Origin of the sequence: Kothea flammea (assembly GCF_052161645.1) — a bacterium.
GTDB lineage: Bacteria > Planctomycetota > Planctomycetia > Pirellulales > Pirellulaceae > Laterigemmans.
Window position 1 is genome coordinate 4,260,288 of the sequence record NZ_CP197414.1, and the last position, 18,033, is coordinate 4,278,320.

Consider the following 18,033-nt stretch of genomic DNA (forward strand, 5'->3'; position numbering starts at 1 on the left):
AATCGGAGTGATTATTTCGGCCAGCGGAACAGCCGCTTCGCGTTCTCCGTGGTTAAACGGGCCAGCTCTGCCGCCGCTAGCCCCCGGGCCTCAGCGACAACGCTGGCCGTGTGCACAACTCGCGCCGGCTCGTTGGGACGTTTGCCACGCAAAGGTTCAGGGCTCAAATAGGGCGAGTCGGTTTCGACTAGCAGCCGATCGGCCGGAATTTTAGCAGCCACGTCCCGCAAATCACCCGCATTTTTAAAGGTGACCATGCCGGCAAAACTGATGTGCAGACCCAACTCCAAAAAACGGGCGGCCAATTCCCCTGAGCCGGTAAATGAGTGCATGATTCCGCTCAGCGATTTGCCCTCGGCGGCGTTCGACAATTGCTGATAAATCTCTTCGCCGCTGTCGCGCATGTGAATGATCAGTGGCTTCCCACTGGCTCGCGACAATTCGATGTGCTGCGCGAAATAAGTTTGCTGCAGCGGCAAAGGATTGTCTTTCCAGTAACAGTCCAGCCCGGTCTCCCCAATGGCAACCACTTCGGACCGCTCGGACAAGCTGACGATCTGGTCCATCCAATCGGCTTCCGATTCAGCCACATAGTTCGGCTGGATGCCGACGGCCGCGCAGATTAAGTCGGGATAACGAGCGGCCAGCTGGCAACACTCCAGACTCGATGCCGGCGTGCACCCGACCGCGCATATACCGACCACCCCAGCTTGTCTCGCCCGTGTCAGTAAACCAGGCAGATCATCAGCAAACGGCTCACTATCAAGGTGAGCATGCGTATCAAACCATTCCATTCAAGACGATCATAGCTTAGGCACGGGACGGGTCGGTTTTCTTTCGATGCGATTGATCGGATCGTCTTGCGCGGGCGCCATGTTATTATTATTGTTGCCGGGGTTGCGAGCCGGGGGAGGATTGAGATCCGTGTACTCTTCCTCCCAACGCCAGCCGATCGGAGTCTTCAGCTCTTCTTTTGCCAGCAACGCCCATGGTGTGCCGGCATGGTCGGCAGTAACCGACTCCAGCAACTGCCGAGCCGCCGTCGCTTCCCGTTCCCATTTGCTGCCCACCGATACCTCATCAGCCGGTCGCAACACCCAAGTGTTGTTTTTGGGATCGCTGAATGGCATGCCACGTTTCGCTTTGGCCAGCATGGCATTGTAAGTTTCCGCACGCACTTTATGTGCCAGCACGCGTCCACGCGCAAGATCAAAGCCAGCCAACCAACGTGGACTGTATTCTGCTTCGCGGCCCGCTTCCCCCTTGGCCAACAAATCATCGAGCGCGATTAAGCGAGGTTCTATCCGCGCGGCAGCCTGCTGTGCCCGCCCGAGTTCACCGGCCAGTTGCGCCTCATCACGCTTGACGAATCGCGTCCGCGGACGTTCCAAGGTAGCCAACTCGGGAGCCTGGCCAGCGGTCACCAAAGCGGCTCGCAATGGATTGCTGCGCACCCGCTGCTGATAATCTTTGACGGAAACGTAATCAGGCCGATACCGCGCCATCACGTTGGGGTCAAAAAAGTACTCCAACGATGAGGCAAAGGGAGTCAACTCGTCGCGGGAGACGCGACGGTTCACATTGCGGTTGGGGTGCACCGTGAAGAAAATCCCACCGGTCTCATAAGCCAACCGTGTTAAAGCAAAAGGACCAAAGCCCGAGTCGATGACAGGCTCCTGATCAAAATCGCCGATGTAGCCAATCTTGACTCGCTCCGGCATCAACGATTCAGGCCCCTGATCAACCTCGCCAAACTTTGGTGTTTGATCAAAATTCTCATCCGGATCGACGTACTTAATTAAAGTCGTCTCGCGTCCAAATGGTGCTGGCACGCCAATCACATACACCGGCATGCCATACTTCTTGCAGATCTCGGTAGTCTGTTCCAAACCGGCCGAGTCGTCACCACGCTCATCGGTGACAACGACCAACATCACGTTCCGCTTCGGCCCCAGGCGACCACGCCCTCGTCGCAAATCCTTATACTCATTGGCTGCCGCGTAGACGGCGCTGAACACCCGCTCAATGCCTTTGGGGTCATTCTCGATGCCATCTACAACCGCCTTGATCTCCTGCAAATCAGCAGTTGGTTCGGCGGTCAACAACTGCACCTTCTCGCCAAATCCCATAATCGAAGTCAACAGCGGTGGCTCATCACCACGCTTGGCAAACGCTTCGTCATCCGACGCTTCGATGATTCCCAGTTCGGCGTAAACGCGATCAAACCGATCGCGAATCTCCTGACGTTGACGCAGCAGCGAACCACTTTGATCAAACAACCAAACCACCAGCGTGGGGCGCTCTTCCAAGTTCTTAACAATCTCGAAAGTTAAACGATCCACGGCTCCAGCAGCACCCTCAGCGGCGTGCCCCACTTTGCCTTTAACCTGAATGTTCAAGTCCAACGGTGCCACCGGTTCGCTGAACATCGTGTTGACGTTCAAAGTTGCCAGTTCTTGAGGAGTTTGATCAATCGGGTTGGGGATCTCAGCAACCTCGGCAAACGTGGCTGCCGACGCCATCGCCATCTCGGTGTCGGCCAAGCTGTTGGCGCCCACTTCGGTCTGCGCTTGGTCGCTGTAAACGATCTCTTCGATCTGTTGTATGTCGTGCTCTTCGTAATCCGGCGGCGCGCTGACCAATACCACCGCTTCTTCCTCGCGATCCGCCGCCAACGGGATCAGCGCCAATGCCAAAACGACCGCCAAGTGGGCCAACAAACTGGTGGCCATGGCAAAGGTCTCATTATCAAACCAACTCACTTCCTCCTCAGCGGCTTCGAAATCTTCGCCCTCGCCCTCCTCATACTCAGCGACTTCGTCCAGTTCTCCCGAAATCCCGTCCGTGGCCAACTCGGGAAAACCGACTGCCGGAGAGTCCGACTCCGAGCCCAACACGCCCGACTCAGGTGCCGAGGGGAATCGCGCGCCATCGTCGTCAGGACGCTGTCCGCTCGCCGCGGTTCCAGCGACCACGGCCCCATCGGAGGCGGAGGAATCGTTGCCTAGCGTGATTGCCATGACAAAATATTCTCAGACCATTGCGAGCAAAACAAACAGACCCAACACATCAAGCCAGGAATTTCTCCGAAATCCGTCAGCCGTTTTGGCTCCGCAGGTGGTTATCCGCGGTTTCGGATAAGTTCTCAGACTAAAACAACATTCTAAGCCCAAGTTATCAGGCGTTCAAAGCTTTTCGTCGCTACCACGACAGGTCTACGGGTCGCAGCAGTACTAGATTAGCAGAAATTACGCGTTTCGGGGTAACTCACTCCCGCCAGAAAATCGCCCGCTTCGTCTAAGATAGAGAAATGAACAGATGTTCTGGTGGTGGTTATGTGCCCTATGGGTGAACGCTTTGGACAAGCGATTGTACCCAAGCGGATATTCAAGGCAGGACGGCTATTTTACTAAGGATATGTACATGCAGGATGCCTATTCCACGTAGCCAGGAGTGAATCGCGAGTCGCTTCATTGAGCAAATCAGTCCGATATCGTAAGATCAGCCGGCTCGTCAGGAGTAGGCAATGGCCACTAAGAGTGACGGTTTCCTCCTCCAAGCGGTTCGCAAGAATGCAATGAGACGTGGTCCGCTCCGCAGTGTGGCTGACCAGCCAATCCATGGTTCCCAACAATCGAGAACTCAAAACGCATGACAGGAAGACTAATCGCAATCGGTGATATTCATGGATGCTCGCGGGCGTTGCTAGCCCTACTCGATGCGATTGAACCTGCCGCGGATGACACGATTGTAACCTTGGGAGATTACATTGATCGCGGACCTGATAGCCGGGGGGTAATCGAGCGGCTCTGCCAATTAGCTCGTGAAACCCGACTAATCCCCCTGATGGGCAACCACGAACAAATGATGCTGGATGTAATCGAGGGAGCGGCTCCGTACCAAAGTTGGTTTCCGCACGGAGGTGTCGCTACGCTCGATAGCTACGAATTCGACGGCAATTTAGACTTTCTCCCAGCTGCTCATCGCAAATTCCTCGACTCGCTGGTCGATTATTACGAGACAGACACCCACTTTTTCCTGCACGCTAATTACGATCCCGACGCGCCGCTGAATGAACAAACGGTCGACATGATCCGCTGGCGGTCGCTCCGTGATGGCATTCCCGACCCCCATTACTCAGGCCGAATTGCCGTTGTCGGACATACAGCGAATCATGAGGCCAAGATCCTAGACCTTGGCCACTTAATCGCCCTCGATACCTTCTGCTACGGCGGCGGCGTGCTGTCGGCCATCGACGTTGATTCAGGCCAAATCTGGCAAGCCAGCGAGGAAGGCCGGCCTGTCAGGTGGTGAAAAAAATCTGTCAGGTGGTGAAAGAAGTCTGTCAGGTGGTGAAAGAAGTCTGTCAGGCAGTGAAAGAAATCTGTCAGGCAGTGAAGCGGGCCAGATCAGGTATCGATCACTTCGCTGGGTGAGAGGATGGGGATTTTGTTCTCCTCCACGTCCTGCTCTTCACGCCATGGCTCGCCCTTGCGGTAACTCTCCAACTCGCTTTTCAGCTGCTCCAGTTGCTCGTTACCTTCCTCTTCGCCCACCGCGACCGCTTTCTCAGCCCATTCGATCGCTTTCTCAAAATTACCCGCTTCGGCGTAACCGGCGGCCAACGTGCTGAGGATGTGTGCTTCTTTGTATTCCGTCAATTCGGCTGCTTCAGTGCCAAACTTGATCGCCGCTTCCCCATCGCGGAGAGCATCTTGCGGTGATGTTGCCATGACCCACGCCAGATTATTCGCCAGCCCCGAGCGTGACACCTTGTTCATCGCCTCTGGGGCGGTGGCCAGTTGTTCTTCGTTTGCCAGCGGCGTCTCAAGTGCGGCCTTATAATCGGCAATCGCTTCGGCGTGCTCGTTAATGCTCAAGTAGGCATCGCCGCGAAGCCGGAGCGCTTGCCAATTTTCTGGGTTACGGGCCAGAATATCGCTGGCGATTTCGATCGCTTTGCGAGGCCGATCGTCCAATTGATAGTAACTGGCCAATTGCAGCGCCCAAGCGGAGTTCTCAGGATCGTTCTGGGCGAGTAACTTCATGTCATTGATGGCGTCGGCATAACGTTCTTGTTCCGCCGCAATCAAGCTCCGCAGGAAGATACCTCGTCCGTTACCGGGTTGCAGCGCCATGGCGGCGTCGACGTCAGCCTTCGCTTCGGCCACGTTGTTCTCTCGCAATCTTGATTCGGCACGCAGCAACAGCGCCGAAGGGTTATTTGGGTCCATCGCAATTGCTTTGTCCATATCGGCACGAGCCGTGTCGACCTCACCAGCCAGACGCCGCAGTTCGCTGCGGAGCATATAAAGCGATGCGTTGGGTTGAGTTGTGATCGCCGTATCAAGCACTTCGAGAGCCTCTTCGCGGCGGTTAAGCTGGATTAACGCTTGCGAGAAGGCCACGGCCACAGCCGAGTTGGCTGGATCTTTTTGCATCAGCAATTTGAGGTCGGCGACGGCGCCGTCAACCTCGCCCGTTTGCAGTCGCTGCAGCCCACGAGCCTGCAAGGCACGCGTGTTATTTTCATCCGCAGCAATCGCGGCATCCAAATCGGCCAAACGCTTTGCTTCATCCTCCTGCAGCAAAGCCCTCAACAAGTAGGCTTCGCTCAGCAGAGAGCTTTCGTCTTTTAGGTTTTCTACCGCGGCCGAGGCGGCATCAAAGGCCCGTTTGGGATTCCCGCCGGGTAACATGCTGAGGCGAGCGATCTGCAGGTGAGCGTCACCCAAACTGGGATCGCTCTCAACCGCTTTCTCAAAGCTCCGCAAGGCTTCCGTTCGCATCTGTTGGACTCGGCCTTGCGTCTGGCCTCGCAACATTCCCTCCACGATCGCTTGCCCTTGCTGACGCAAGATGCCGCCGAGGACTTTACGAGCAAAGGCGGTGTTCTCTTCGTCTAAACCTTTGGCCAGGGCCGATTCCACCAACGCGGCAACGGCCTGCAAGTCCTCCAAAGACTCCGCACCAATTTTCTTGTCGATCGCTTCGTCGAGATCGGCCAAACCCGCGTTCTCGTCCTTACTCGCTGCTTTCCCTTCGTCGTCTTGCAGCGTTGGCTGCGCGATTGCCGGGGCGGACAACACTGGCCCAGCGGACGCAACAGCAATCAGAGCTGCCGAAAGACCGGCCAACAGCAAGTCAGCGGCAGGCTGCTTTATAAAGTGAAAACGTCCAACCGGCTGATGTGGAATCTTCATATTGGCTCCAAGTTCCTTGGTTCAGAATTCGCTGAGTTCAGGAAAGACGCCGAGGTCGTTGCCTGCTGCCTGAGCACAACAAAATGTCAATTCGTGGTACGGAAAAATCGCTCGCGAGCAACACGACTCGCTGGTCTCAACAGGCGTCATCGTTGCTGGCCTATTTGTACATTATGACGAACCGACCAGGGGAACCGAATAGGGATGTGGAACTTTTCTGCTGGCCAGCACGAAGTTTATCGTTGACATCGCCAGCGTTTCCACCCCACCGCAAAAGCCACTAGCCACTAGCCAGGCGATTGCCAGGCGACTTCGGGAAAACGCCTTTGACGGTAAAGCAATACTCCATGCAAAGCGTGATACAGGGCTCCACACTCCAGGGATACCGCTTCCGTTAAGGACAACACACGGCACAAATTCCAAGCAGCCGACTCTACCCAGTCACTCTTCAGCATGGCCTCATCACCGGCAATCGCCAAGAATTCCAGCACGTGCCCAGTCGTCCGCAATACGTCCGCCATATCGGGGGACCACCCAAAACCATGCAAAAATGTGGTGGCAAAACTGCCGTCGTCATTTTGAAATGAACGTGCCGCTTCAATCGCCCCCTGCACTCGTTGCTCGGCGGCTTGCCAAACCCCGCTGAGGGTTTTGCCCTCGTCGCGGCGTCGTTGCAAGGTCATCGCTAATCCGATTAAGCGGTGGGTCCCCCCGCAGGCGGCCGTCTCCACTGCGGCCGCCGTCTCGACTTCCACCAACCGCTCTACGGACCAATTCGCGCCGTCACGCGCGATCCAGCGAAAATCAGTGGGCCGATAAGCGGTGACCGCGATTACGGTCCAGCTGAATTCCTGCTCCATATTTCGCGGTACATCCCACAAAGTTTGCCGCAAAGCGTCTTCGATCGAAAATGTCTGCCCTCCGACGAGAAACTCAGCTTCCGGCGGCAGGTTAGCCTGAGAGAGCACCGCCAACCATTGATCAGCGTGCCCCTGCCCTGACAAACTGCCCGCTTCAATTTCAAACCGCAAACCTCGTCGCGGCGGCTCACCGAGCATGTCGCCCGGGCGTGGATCCCAGCCACGCAACTGCCCCCCCTGCTGCAGATGCTCGATCACACGCCGCTGCCCCTCGGGCGTTTTCACCCAGCAAGCTTGGCCGTAAGCCAAAACGCCATGCAATACTTGCCAAGCCCCATTCTCAATCGTGCTCAACCCGCGCCGAAAGCCCGCGTCGAGCGCTTGGTCCAATGCAATCTGCAGCGGATGCCGCGATTCTAGATCAGCCGACGAAGGCTCCCCATCTGGGCCAGAAGCGTCATTGGGAAGCGGGCTGCGAGGGGGGGGACCGTCCGCTGAGACCAGTCGCTCGGGCAAATCGGGCTGCGAACCCGTTTCCGGTACCGGTAAACAGCCGGCCGCCAAGGGGGACAATAGTACGCCCAGAGCGGAGCGTCGATGAATGCGAGTCGGTGATTTCATGGCTGTCAGTGTAACTTCCGCCTCGGCAAATCGTAGTCATTGGCGACGAAAAGTTTCGCTAACCGCTATTTTCAATTTGCATCCGGCCAACCTCGGCAGACCGTTACCGCCGTTTATTGGTTTGCTCGGCTCTGCGCGACCGCAAAGTCGCTATCATACATCCCGGCTTACTTCCCCTTTTGAGGACTGTCGCCTGTGAACGATTTGCCGAACGACTTGGCAAGGCCGGAAAATTTGGCCGAGGATGCGATCCTATCCGCCCACTTGGGTGAAATCTATCGCCAACCGCCTGGCGGGCTGCTGAACGAGTTCGCCACGTTGATCCGCCAAACGCGTCAGCGACAGCAGCAACCATCAACGCCAAATGTGGAGCAGCCCACTGTCGGTGCCGCAGCCCAGCCGCTGTGGTCCGAACGCGATTGCGTGCTGATTACCTACGCGGATCAAATCCGCCAGCCCGCCGCGGGTAGCCCACTGCAAGCGCTTTGCCAATTCCTGCTCGACTATCAACTGACCTCCTGTTTCAGCTCCGTCCACCTGCTCCCCTTCTGCCCCTGGACCAGCGACGATGGTTTTTCGGTCGTCGACTATTTACAAGTCGACCCGTCCAGCGGCAGTTGGGACGATATCGCGGCGCTCGGTCGCGAGACGGAGTTAATGTTTGACTTAGTGCTAAATCACTGCTCGCAAGCACACGCCTGGTTCCAGAAATTTCTCAACAGTGAAACGCCTTACGATCGTTTTTTTCATGCGGTCGATCCGGCGACCGATCTTTCCCAAGTTGTCCGCCCCCGCAGCCTGCCGCTGCTCACGCCCTTTGAAACTACGCGGGGCACCCAACACGTGTGGACCACATTCAGCGCGGATCAAGTCGATCTCAACTATGCGGAACCACAAGTGTTATTGGAAATGGCACGCACCTTAGTCGAATACGCGGTCCGCGGAGCGCGAATTATTCGACTCGATGCGATCGCCTTTCTCTGGAAGGAGCCGGGCACCAGTTGCCTACACGCGCGGCAAACCCACGCGATTGTCAAACTGCTGAGGCGAATCGTCGACTTGGCTGTGCCGGGTACACTGTTGCTAACCGAAACCAATGTTCCGCACAAAGAAAATGTCTCCTACTTTGGCGATGGCGACGAAGCGCACATGGTTTATCAATTCAGCTTACCGCCGCTGTTGCTCGACGCGATTGCAAACAGTGACACCAGCGTGATCAGTCAGTGGCTTGCAACCTTGCAACCCCCTAAACCTGAAACCACTTTCTTTAACTTTACCGCCTCGCATGACGGCATCGGCGTCCGTCCCTTGGAAGGCTTGGTATCGGAAGCGCGCTGTCAAGCGTTGGTGCAGCGGGTGCTCAACCACAAGGGGGCGGTGAGCATGAGAAATCAAGCCGATGGTAGCCAATCCCCTTATGAACTGAACATCACCTACTTTGATGCCGTCACCGATCCGCAACGCCCAGCCGCCGAACGCGTCAAGCGTTTCTTAGCCACGCAAGGCATTATGCTGGCCATCCAGGGGCTGCCAGCGGTCTATTTCCAAAGCCTGATCGGAGCCCCCAGTGACCACCGGGGCCGAGCCGAAAAGGGACAAAATCGAGCTATCAACCGACGCAAATACGACCGCCAAGTACTGGATCAGTTACTGGCCCCAGGGAAAGCGAGCGAGCGACCAGAATCAGCCATGCCGCTGGTGTTCGCACAATACCAACGTTTACTCCGCATCCGCAGGAGCTTGCCCGCCTTCCACCCCAACGCTTCGCAACGTGTCCTCGAATTGGACGGCGAAGGACTGCTTGGCTTCGTGCGGGGTGAGTCGCTGCCTGGGGAAACCAAGGCCACCGGCGGCCCTCTGACGGTGCTCTGTAACCTTAGCGAACAACCTCGCCAAGTGCTGCGACAGCAACTCCCCAATCATTCTGACTGGGATTATCTCACTTCGCGCGATTGCGGCACGACTCGAGCCATCACGCTGGCTCCCTTCGATCTACTTTGGCTCGGTTCACGCCCCAGTTAATCTGCTTATTCACGCCACCTACTTTCAGTTTCCATTGGAGGTTTTATGCCCGACTTTTACCAGCATGGCCTAATTACCACGATCCATGACTTTCGGACTTCGCAACTGGAACAGCTCGAAGGTCGCCTGCGCAAAGATGTTAAGATTAACAAGGTCGGTTTGGTGCTGCCGGTAACGGCTGCCGACATGCGGGCCGAACCATTTTCGCAAATTGTCCAACACCTCCGCGGTGCCGACTACATCGATACGATCGCCGTGGTGCTGGGGGCGGCACCAGCGGAAAGCGACTATCGCGAAACAATCAAAGCGGTCGAGCCACTCGGGGCCAAAGCCAACGTACTTTGGACTGACGGACCGCGCATTCAAGCAGTCTACGAGCAACTGATTCAAGCCGGTTTTCCATTGGGAACTCCCGGCAAGGGACGCAGCGTCTGGACAGCATTTGGTTTTTTGTTGGCGGACTCAAACCTGAAAACCTTCGTTTTGCATGATTGCGACATTGTTGATTATGATCGCAAACTGCTGGCGCGGCTCTGCCTGCCCATGGTCCATCCCACAATGGATTTTGAGTTTTGCAAAGCTTACTACGCGCGCGTTACCGATCGTATGCACGGTCGCGTGGTACGGTTGTTGGTGGCACCGCTGATTCAAGCGCTCTTGCAAACTTTTGACGACGACCGCTTTGTGCGTTATCTCAATAGCTTTCGCTATCCACTCTCGGGCGAATTCGCGATCACGTCCAATTTGGCGAGAAGCAATCGCATTCCCAGCGACTGGGGCCTGGAAGTTGGCACACTGGCGGAAGTATTTCGTAACACTTCAACAAAGCGAGTCTGCCAAGTTGACCTCTGTCGTTTATACGAACACAAACATCAAGCCCTTTCGCTGGACGACCGCAGCAGCGGCTTGATGAAGATGGCGACCGATATCCTTACCACCATCTTTCGCACCATCGCCAGCCAAGGAACGGTGCTCGACCAATGCCATTTCATTACGCTCCGCTCGACCTACTTGCGATCAGCTCAAGATGCTATTCGCCAATACAACGCGGACGCTATTTTAAATGGGTTAAGCTTTGATCGGCACGCCGAAGAAGCCGCCGTGGAAGGTTTCGCTGACTGTATGATCACAGCGGGCGACTTATACCGCAGCGATCCCACCGGCGCGGCCGCGATCCCAAACTGGGCTCGCGTGTTAACTGCCTTCCCCGACTTTCCCGCTGACCTCCGACAAATCGTGGTCGCGGATGCCCAGCAAGTAAATTACTGATTGTATCTTGCCTGCGCATCGGCGGACGCTTTGGCGACGCTGCGGCCAAGCCGCCCAAAGTCACTGTCTGGGATTCGGCTCGACGGTCCGGCAATCGTGATCGCACCGACTGGCGAGCCGACGCGATCAAGGATCGGGGCCGCCACGCAACGAATACCTTCCAAACCCTCGGCATAGTCCACCGCGTAACCCCGGGTGAGAATTGCTTCGAGCTCAGCTCGAAACGCCTCACGGGTTGCAATCGTGTTGGCGGTGAAACGTTTAAACCGCAACCGTCCGACCAACGCCTCACGTTCCTCGACCGGCAAAAACGCCACCATCGCTTTCCCCGGTGCCGAACTGTAACAAGGACAGCGAGCGCCCAGATCGACCGAGTACTTAAACGGATGAGTCGCCAGTAATTGTTCAACGATCACCACATCTCGATCAACCAAACAGCACAACTGGGTCGTCTCTCCGGTCAGCTTGCGAATCCCGCGCATTGCGGGCAATGCCGATTCGACCAGCCCGCGGTCATGCCCGCGCGGTTGCCCAAGCCGCAGCAACTGGTTCGTTAACGTGAATCGCTTGGTGGCCGGATCACGCGATAAATATCCCATCTCCGTCAAAGCGTTGACGATGCGAAAGACCGATGCGGAAGGGAACCCCAGACGCTCGGATAATTCTGTTAGCGTAGCACTCCGCTGGTTCGCCGCTAAGTACTCCAACACGGCCATCCCCCGCTGCAAATTGGGGACTCCCTCGGCCTTCGCTCGGGTCTCGCTTCTAGGCATCGATCACCTCACTAAATCACTACGAACGTATATTCCATACTTGAAATTGCTTTCACATATGAATATACTCACGCTGCTCCACCACGTCAACGCACCACCGAAATGGATGCAGCCGTCACCATGCCCCAGACTCAACACCTCATTGTTCTCGTCCTCGCATTCACATCTTCGTTCGCCATTGCGAAAGAACGTCCCGATCGGATCATTGCCGACTTCGAAGCGGCCTCCTACGAAGCATGGCAAACCACCGGGGATGCCTTTGGGGATGCACCGGCCAGCGGAACGCTGGACCGTCAACAAGCCGTTAGTGGCTTTACCGGCAAAGGCTTGGTCAACTCGTTTCGTAACGGAGATGCCTCCACCGGCACGTTGACCTCACCGGAGTTTACGCTCGACCGTCAATACCTCGTGTTTCTAATAGGTGGCGGCAGCCACGCCGAAACCTGTCTGCAGCTAATCATTGAGGGCGAGGTCATCGTCCGCAGCTCGGGGATGAATGACGAGCGGCTTTCGCTGAGTTCTTTTGATCTAAAGAATTATCAAGGCCAGCGAGCAAGCCTCCGCATTGTTGACAACGAGCGAGGCGACTGGGGACATGTCAACGTCGACCAGATTGTACTTTCTGATAGCAAACCTCAAACACCCTCCTATCAACTGCGGACGCGGGAATTCACTGTTGAAAACAAGTACTTGATACTTCCGATTGAAAACGGTGCGCGGGAAACCGAAGTCCGCTTGAGCGTCGCCGGCCAACCGATCCGTAAATATAATGTTGAGCTTGCCACGGCTGAGGAGCTGGTGGACTTTTACGCCTATTTTACGATTGCAGCCCATGCGGGCCAGCCAGCTGTGATTAACGTCGCTGCCGCTACGGAAGATGGCTTCTCACTGATCCAACAAGCTGATGAGGTGCCTGGATTTGAGGATCTCTATGACGAGCCGTTGCGACCACAATTTCACTTCTCGCAAAAAGTGGGCTGGAACAATGATCCCAACGGGATGGTCTACCTGGACGGCGAATGGCATTTATATTTCCAGCATAACCCAGTGGGCTGGAAATGGGGGAACATGACTTGGGGACACGCGGTCAGTGAGGATCTTATCTATTGGGAACAGCTGCCGAACGTGCTGTTTCCCCACACGATGGCCAAAGGTGCCTGCTTTTCCGGCGGAGCGACGATCGACAAAATGAACACGTCCGGCTGGAAGACTGGTGACAATGAAGTATTGGTCGCGTTCTTCACCGACACCGAACTGGGCGAATGTGTCGCCTACAGCAATGACCAGGGGCGAACCTTCACCCTCTACGAGGGTAATCCGATCATTCAGCACAAAGGTCGCGATCCAAAAGTTATCTGGTACGAGTACCAAGCGGACGACACACCCCTCAATGCCGAAGCACAAAGCCTCGGCGGTCACTGGGTGTTGTTCGTTTACAATGAGGACCCAGGGCTCGAGCAGAACACCGCGTTCTATACCTCGCTGAATCTCAAGGACTGGACGCTGCAGAGTCGACTTAATGGCTTCTTCGAATGCCCAGAACTATTTGAGCTACCGGTCGATGGCGATCCCGAAGAGACTCGCTGGGTGACCCTTGCCGCCGACGCCAAGTACGTCATCGGCGATTTCGATGGGCGTGAATTCACCCCCGCTCACGAGGGCAAACATCAAGTCCATTACGGCAAATACTACGCTTCGCAAACCTTCGATAATGCTCCGGAGGGCCGGCGAATCCAAATCGGTTGGGCACAGTTGACCATGCCCGACATGCCCTTTAACCAAACCTTCAGTTTTCCGCACGCATTGACCCTGCGAACGACCGCAGCCGGTATTCGCATGGCAGCCAAGCCTATCGACGAGCTGGGAAAACTGCACGCTAAGAAGCATGTGGCGGAGCCTCAGCTGATCACCCCCGACCGCCCCGTTAGCCTAAATGTGGCGGGGGCAACTTTCGAAATTCAAGCCACGTTCGAAGTCGGTGCAGCTAAACAATTTGGCATCAACGTGGCCGGCACTGAGATCGAGTACAATGCCTTCAATAGCGAACTCAACGGTGCTGCCTTGGAGCCTGTCGACGGTTTGATCACATTGCAGATCCTCGTCGATCATCCAATGATAGAGATTTGCGGCAACGATGGCGAGGTGTTTATCACCTCTGATCGTCGCAACAGCGGAAACCTGGAAACCATCAACGCATTCGTACGTGGCGGCGCAGCTCGATTGGTCAAATTCCAGGTGTTCGAACTGAAATCCATTTGGCCTTAATCCTCGCCTATCTCACACTCCCAACACGATCGATTCCGTGAGTCCCCAGATGACACGCAGACTAACCATAACCTTAAGCTTGACACTTGCCGCGCTCGCCGCGATTCCCGGATGCAGCAAGACTCAACCGGCTGGCGACAACAGCTCGACTCCAGCAACAGACGCAACCGCTGATAATTCACTGGACAGCCGGGGTACCATCGGGTTCAGCGCCCTGACGTTGACCAATCCTTTTTTTAAGGTCGTTGCCGACAGCATGGAATCAGAGGCCAAGCAACACGGTTATGACATGATTTTGGTATCGGGCGAACGCGATGTGAACAAGCAGGCGGATCAGATCGACGACTTCATTGTCAAAGGAGTCAGCGCGATCGTAATCAACCCCTGTGATTCGAAATCGATCGGCCCAGCGATCAAGAAAGCCAACGATGCGGGCATTCCCGTGTTCACGAATGACATTAAGTACGATGGTGACGTCGGCACAGTCGTCTGCCACGTCGCGACTGACAATTATCAGGGTGGAAAATTGGCAGGCCAGGCGATGGTTAAACTACTCGGCGAGTCGGGCGGCAAGATTGCCATTGTGCACTTTCCTCAAGTCGAATCTTGTCAGCTGCGCGTCAAAGGATTCCTAGAAATAATCGACTCGCATAACGCATCGACAATCAATGGAAAAATTGAGCTTGTCGCCACACTCGACGGCGGTGGCGTGCGTGATGAAGGTTACAAAGCGGCCAAAGACGCAATTGAATCCAATCCAGAGCTGGCCGCCCTCTTTGCCATTAATGATCCGTCAGCGCTGGGGGCTCGCGCCGCATTGGAAGCTGCCGGCAAGGCCGACCAAGTAAAAATCATTGGTTTTGATGGGCAAAAAATCGGTAAACAGGCAATTCTTGAAGGAAAGATCGTTTGTGATCCCATCCAATTTCCCAACCGAATCGGCAAGAAAACTGTGGAGATGATCATCAAGCACTTCGAAGGTGAGGAAGTTCCCACTGAAGTCCTGATTCCGTCGGAACTTTACTATCAGAATGACGCTCAGAAAGATCCGACTCTGACCGATGACGTGTAGCCCAGACATGCACGTGCACAGCAGCCAATCCCCGCCGCTCCCCGCCAGTGAATCTGCTGTGCCGCTGCTCAGCATGCGAGGGATCGATAAAAAGTTTCCCGGCGTTCACGCGCTACGCGGCATCGATTTGACGCTGCACTCGGGTGAAGTGCTAGCGCTGCTCGGCGAGAACGGAGCCGGTAAGAGTACGCTCATAAAAGTCCTTGGCGGTGCCCATCGGCCCGACTCGGGGACCATCGAGATCGACGGAGAGCCGGTGGAAATCGGCTCTCCGCAAAATGCGATGCGTGTCGGTATCGGCGTCATTTATCAAGAGTTCAATCTCATTCCCGCGTTGTCCGCGTGGGAAAACATCTTTCTCGGGCGAGAGCAAACCCTTGGCGGCTTTATTCGCCAAGCTGAAGAGCGGTGTAGGGCGCAGGAGTTATTCGACCGAATTGGTGTCCGCGTGCCGATCGACTCGCCTTGCTATCAATTATCGGTCGCCCAACAGCAAATAGTTGAAATTGCAAAAGCGCTCAGCCAGCAAGTGCGAATCCTTGTTATGGATGAACCGTCAGCCGCGTTGACCCCCAGCGAAGTTGAACGCCTATTCGACATTATTCGTGACCTTCGCTTAGAGGGAATCGGCGTAATCTACATTAGCCATCGTCTCGATGAGATCTTTGAGATTGCCGACCGCGTCACCGTGATGCGAGACGGCGAACAGGTCGGGACGGAGTCAATCGAGAAACTGACTCGTCAGCGAATGATTGAGTTGATGGTTGGCCGACAAATCGAAAATGAGTTTCCCAAACAGCGGCACGAAATCGGGGAACCGCGTTTGGTCGTTCGCAACCTTAAACGCGGCGACGCTGTGAACGACGTTTCGTTCGAGGTTCGACGCGGCGAAGTGTTGGGCATCACCGGACTCGTTGGCGCGGGCCGCACCGAAACGGCTCGGTTAATTTTTGGTGCCGATCGCTCAGACGCCGGCACGGTTCAACTGGACGGCAAACCACTGAACATCCGACATCCACGCGGAGCAATCAAGGTGGGCATTTGCTTGCTGACTGAAGACCGAAAGGCCCAAGGATTGGTGTTGGGGATGAGCGTCCGAGAGAATTTTGGCCTACCCAACTTGCCCGAGCTGACACGAGCTGGCTTCGTTCGCTTGAGAGCCGAGCGCGAAGCCTTCGCCGGCTACGTTGACTCACTGCGAATTAAAATTCCAAATCAAGAGCAGCTCGCCCAGAACCTATCAGGCGGCAATCAACAAAAAGTGGTGTTGGCCAAGTGGCTGCAGCGTAACGCCGAGGTGATTATTTTTGATGAACCGACGCGGGGCATCGATGTTGGTGCCAAGTATGAGATTTATTTGCTGATTAACGAACTGGCTAAAGCTGGTAAATCGATCATCATGATCACCTCTGAGCTGCCTGAAGTACTGGGGATGAGCGATCGCATCCTGGTAATGCACGAAGGGCGAGTGAAGGGCGTTATTGACGACGTAAAATCCGCTACGCAAGAACACATTATCACCATGGCTATCGGATGAATCGCAAGTGAAAGTTCCATCCTCAAGCGGCGCGAATTCGGCCTGGAGTCGATTCATCAGCGATTACGGCATGATCTTTGTGCTGCTGCTGTTGATTGTGTTGTTCAGCGCACTCACCATCACCGAGCAGAACCCGACTGGCGTGGATGCCGGACGGCAAGTTGCCGCACGGATTGTCGACCGCTACGGCGATTCGGCAGGCGTGATTATCGTAACTCGCGATACGGTTGATGACCGAGTGTTTGCCAAAGCTATCGAAGCACGGCTCGCCGACCTCGGGCCAACAGTGCTGGCCACCGTGCACGGTTCTCCGGCGGATGCTCGCCAAGCGATAGAAGGCGTCCTCGCGCGGAACGAATCCATCGATGCGGTGGCTGCTAACAGTGCCACCAGCAACTGGGTGATCTATGAACGATTCGACGAAGTTGGACGGAACAGATTAGTCATTCCCGAACCTTACACTTGGCCAAACTTTCTCAAACTGACCAACCTCTTGGGAGTGGCTAATCAGACGGCCATTTACGCCATCATCGCCATTGGCATGACCATGGTGATCATCACCGCCGGGATTGATCTCTCCGTCGGTTCCCTGGTGGCTTTAGCCTCAGTTTCCGGTGCGCTGCTGCTGCGAGATTTTGGAGACGGCGCCGCTTCCGGAGTTGGCATGATGTTCGTCGGCATGCTGGTTGGCGTTGGTATCTGCGGGTTTGCCGGACTATTTAACGGAGCGATGGTTACTTTTTTCCGGTTGCCGTCATTCATTGTCACACTGGGCATGATGTTAATGGCCAGCGGTTTGGCTTATCGGCTCTCTGCAGGCGCTTCGATTCCACAGTTGCCCGATTCCTTTTTTTGGATCGGCGGTGGCGAATTGCTGGGGCTTCCCAACCCCGTTTGGTTGATGGCAGTGTTGTACGTCATCGCCCACATCGTCATGACGCGAACAGCCTTTGGTCGTTACGTCTACGCCATCGGTGGCAACGCGGAGGCTGCGCGATTGTCCGGCGTACCAGTCACACGCGTGCTGTTAATTGTCTATATGCTGAGCGGGATTCTTGCCGGGCTTGGCGGCATCGTGTTAGCCTCCAAACTGCAAGCGGGCGACCCTAAGTTTGGCTTGATGTATGAGTTGGAGGTGATTGCTGCAGTCGTCGTAGGCGGAACTTCGTTATTGGGTGGGTCAGGAAAAATCATGGGGACTTTGATTGGAGCCTTCATCATCGCGGTAATCAAAAACGGCATGAATTTGACCGACGTTGACCCCTTTAACCAAAAGATTGTGCTGGGGGCCGTGTTGCTGTCAGCCGTGCTGATCGACACCCTAAAGCGCAACGGCAAAAGCTGAAAAAGCTTCCAGTGGAATAGGCTTCCAGCCTGTAAGATTAGAAATAACTAAAAACATTTCGTTACT

The 18,033-nt window shown here is 55.5% G+C and carries 12 protein-coding genes; 7 read left to right on the top strand and 5 right to left on the bottom strand.

The window, feature by feature from the left end; translation table 11 throughout:
* Positions 1-11: 11 nt before the first annotated feature.
* Both SH139x_RS16115 and SH139x_RS16120 read right to left on the bottom strand, forming a co-directional pair.
* Positions 12-794, bottom strand: coding sequence for a TatD family hydrolase (locus SH139x_RS16115; protein ID WP_488350799.1), 783 nt, complete (start codon positions 792-794; stop codon positions 12-14).
* A gap of 9 nt (positions 795-803) precedes the next feature.
* On the bottom strand, positions 804-3,020 hold the full coding sequence (locus SH139x_RS16120) for a vWA domain-containing protein (RefSeq protein ID WP_488350800.1): 2,217 nt from the start codon (positions 3,018-3,020) through the stop codon (positions 804-806).
* Positions 3,021-3,651: 631 nt separating this feature from the next.
* On the opposite strand from SH139x_RS16120, the gene SH139x_RS16125 reads away from it, so the two are divergent.
* Positions 3,652-4,314, top strand: coding sequence for a metallophosphoesterase family protein (locus tag SH139x_RS16125; protein ID WP_488350801.1), 663 nt, complete (start codon positions 3,652-3,654; stop codon positions 4,312-4,314).
* A gap of 95 nt (positions 4,315-4,409) precedes the next feature.
* Here the strand turns inward: SH139x_RS16125 and SH139x_RS16130 are convergent, their stop codons facing one another.
* Together SH139x_RS16130 and SH139x_RS16135 are read right to left on the bottom strand one after the other, a co-directional pair.
* On the bottom strand, positions 4,410-6,203 hold the full coding sequence (locus SH139x_RS16130) for a tetratricopeptide repeat protein (protein WP_488350802.1): 1,794 nt from the start codon (positions 6,201-6,203) through the stop codon (positions 4,410-4,412).
* Positions 6,204-6,490: 287 nt separating this feature from the next.
* Positions 6,491-7,684, bottom strand: coding sequence for an ADP-ribosylation factor-directed GTPase activating protein isoform b (locus SH139x_RS16135; protein ID WP_488350803.1), 1,194 nt, complete (start codon positions 7,682-7,684; stop codon positions 6,491-6,493).
* 195 nt (positions 7,685-7,879) lie between these two features.
* Here SH139x_RS16135 and SH139x_RS16140 point away from each other — a divergent pair, with 195 nt between their 5' ends.
* On the top strand, positions 7,880-9,706 hold the full coding sequence (locus SH139x_RS16140; RefSeq protein WP_488350804.1) for a sugar phosphorylase: 1,827 nt from the start codon (positions 7,880-7,882) through the stop codon (positions 9,704-9,706).
* A gap of 45 nt (positions 9,707-9,751) precedes the next feature.
* Positions 9,752-10,975, top strand: a complete 1,224-nt coding sequence (locus tag SH139x_RS16145) for a glycosyltransferase family protein (RefSeq protein WP_488350805.1) — start codon at positions 9,752-9,754, stop codon at positions 10,973-10,975.
* Here SH139x_RS16145 and SH139x_RS16150 read toward each other — a convergent pair.
* Positions 10,969-11,748 carry an IclR family transcriptional regulator gene (locus SH139x_RS16150; protein ID WP_488350806.1) on the bottom strand — a complete coding sequence of 260 codons (780 nt, stop codon included), beginning with the start codon at positions 11,746-11,748 and terminating at the stop codon, positions 10,969-10,971. The two genes, SH139x_RS16145 and SH139x_RS16150, sit on opposite strands and share 7 nt — an antisense overlap.
* Positions 11,749-11,868: 120 nt before the next feature.
* Here SH139x_RS16150 and SH139x_RS16155 point away from each other — a divergent pair, with 120 nt between their 5' ends.
* The 4 genes from SH139x_RS16155 to SH139x_RS16170 are packed head-to-tail and all read left to right on the top strand — an operon-like array spanning position 11,869 to position 17,967.
* On the top strand, positions 11,869-14,013 hold the full coding sequence (locus tag SH139x_RS16155) for a glycoside hydrolase family 32 protein (protein WP_488350807.1): 2,145 nt from the start codon (positions 11,869-11,871) through the stop codon (positions 14,011-14,013).
* Positions 14,014-14,062: 49 nt separating this feature from the next.
* A complete protein-coding gene (locus SH139x_RS16160; protein WP_488350808.1) occupies positions 14,063-15,085 on the top strand; it encodes a substrate-binding domain-containing protein in 1,023 nt (340 codons plus the stop codon).
* A complete protein-coding gene (locus SH139x_RS16165; RefSeq protein WP_488350809.1) occupies positions 15,075-16,622 on the top strand; it encodes a sugar ABC transporter ATP-binding protein in 1,548 nt (515 codons plus the stop codon). The genes SH139x_RS16160 and SH139x_RS16165 overlap by 11 nt, the downstream gene beginning before the upstream one ends.
* 7 nt (positions 16,623-16,629) lie before the next feature.
* Positions 16,630-17,967, top strand: coding sequence for an ABC transporter permease (locus tag SH139x_RS16170; RefSeq protein WP_488350810.1), 1,338 nt, complete (start codon positions 16,630-16,632; stop codon positions 17,965-17,967).
* Positions 17,968-18,033 lie beyond the last annotated feature (66 nt).

What these genes read in the sequence shown, in the direction of transcription:
- SH139x_RS16130 (WP_488350802.1), bottom strand. Translation starts at nt 6,203, where the DNA reads ATGAAGATTCCACATCAGCCGGTTGGACGTTTTCACTTTATAAAGCAG.
- SH139x_RS16120 (WP_488350800.1), bottom strand. Translation starts at nt 3,020, where the DNA reads ATGGCAATCACGCTAGGCAACGATTCCTCCGCCTCCGATGGGGCCGTG.
- SH139x_RS16160 (WP_488350808.1), top strand. Translation starts at nt 14,063, where the DNA reads ATGACACGCAGACTAACCATAACCTTAAGCTTGACACTTGCCGCGCTC.
- SH139x_RS16145 (WP_488350805.1), top strand. Translation starts at nt 9,752, where the DNA reads ATGCCCGACTTTTACCAGCATGGCCTAATTACCACGATCCATGACTTT.
- SH139x_RS16135 (WP_488350803.1), bottom strand. Translation starts at nt 7,684, where the DNA reads ATGAAATCACCGACTCGCATTCATCGACGCTCCGCTCTGGGCGTACTA.
- SH139x_RS16155 (WP_488350807.1), top strand. Translation starts at nt 11,869, where the DNA reads ATGCCCCAGACTCAACACCTCATTGTTCTCGTCCTCGCATTCACATCT.
- SH139x_RS16115 (WP_488350799.1), bottom strand. Translation starts at nt 794, where the DNA reads ATGGAATGGTTTGATACGCATGCTCACCTTGATAGTGAGCCGTTTGCT.
- SH139x_RS16125 (WP_488350801.1), top strand. Translation starts at nt 3,652, where the DNA reads ATGACAGGAAGACTAATCGCAATCGGTGATATTCATGGATGCTCGCGG.
- SH139x_RS16165 (WP_488350809.1), top strand. Translation starts at nt 15,075, where the DNA reads ATGACGTGTAGCCCAGACATGCACGTGCACAGCAGCCAATCCCCGCCG.
- SH139x_RS16150 (WP_488350806.1), bottom strand. Translation starts at nt 11,748, where the DNA reads ATGCCTAGAAGCGAGACCCGAGCGAAGGCCGAGGGAGTCCCCAATTTG.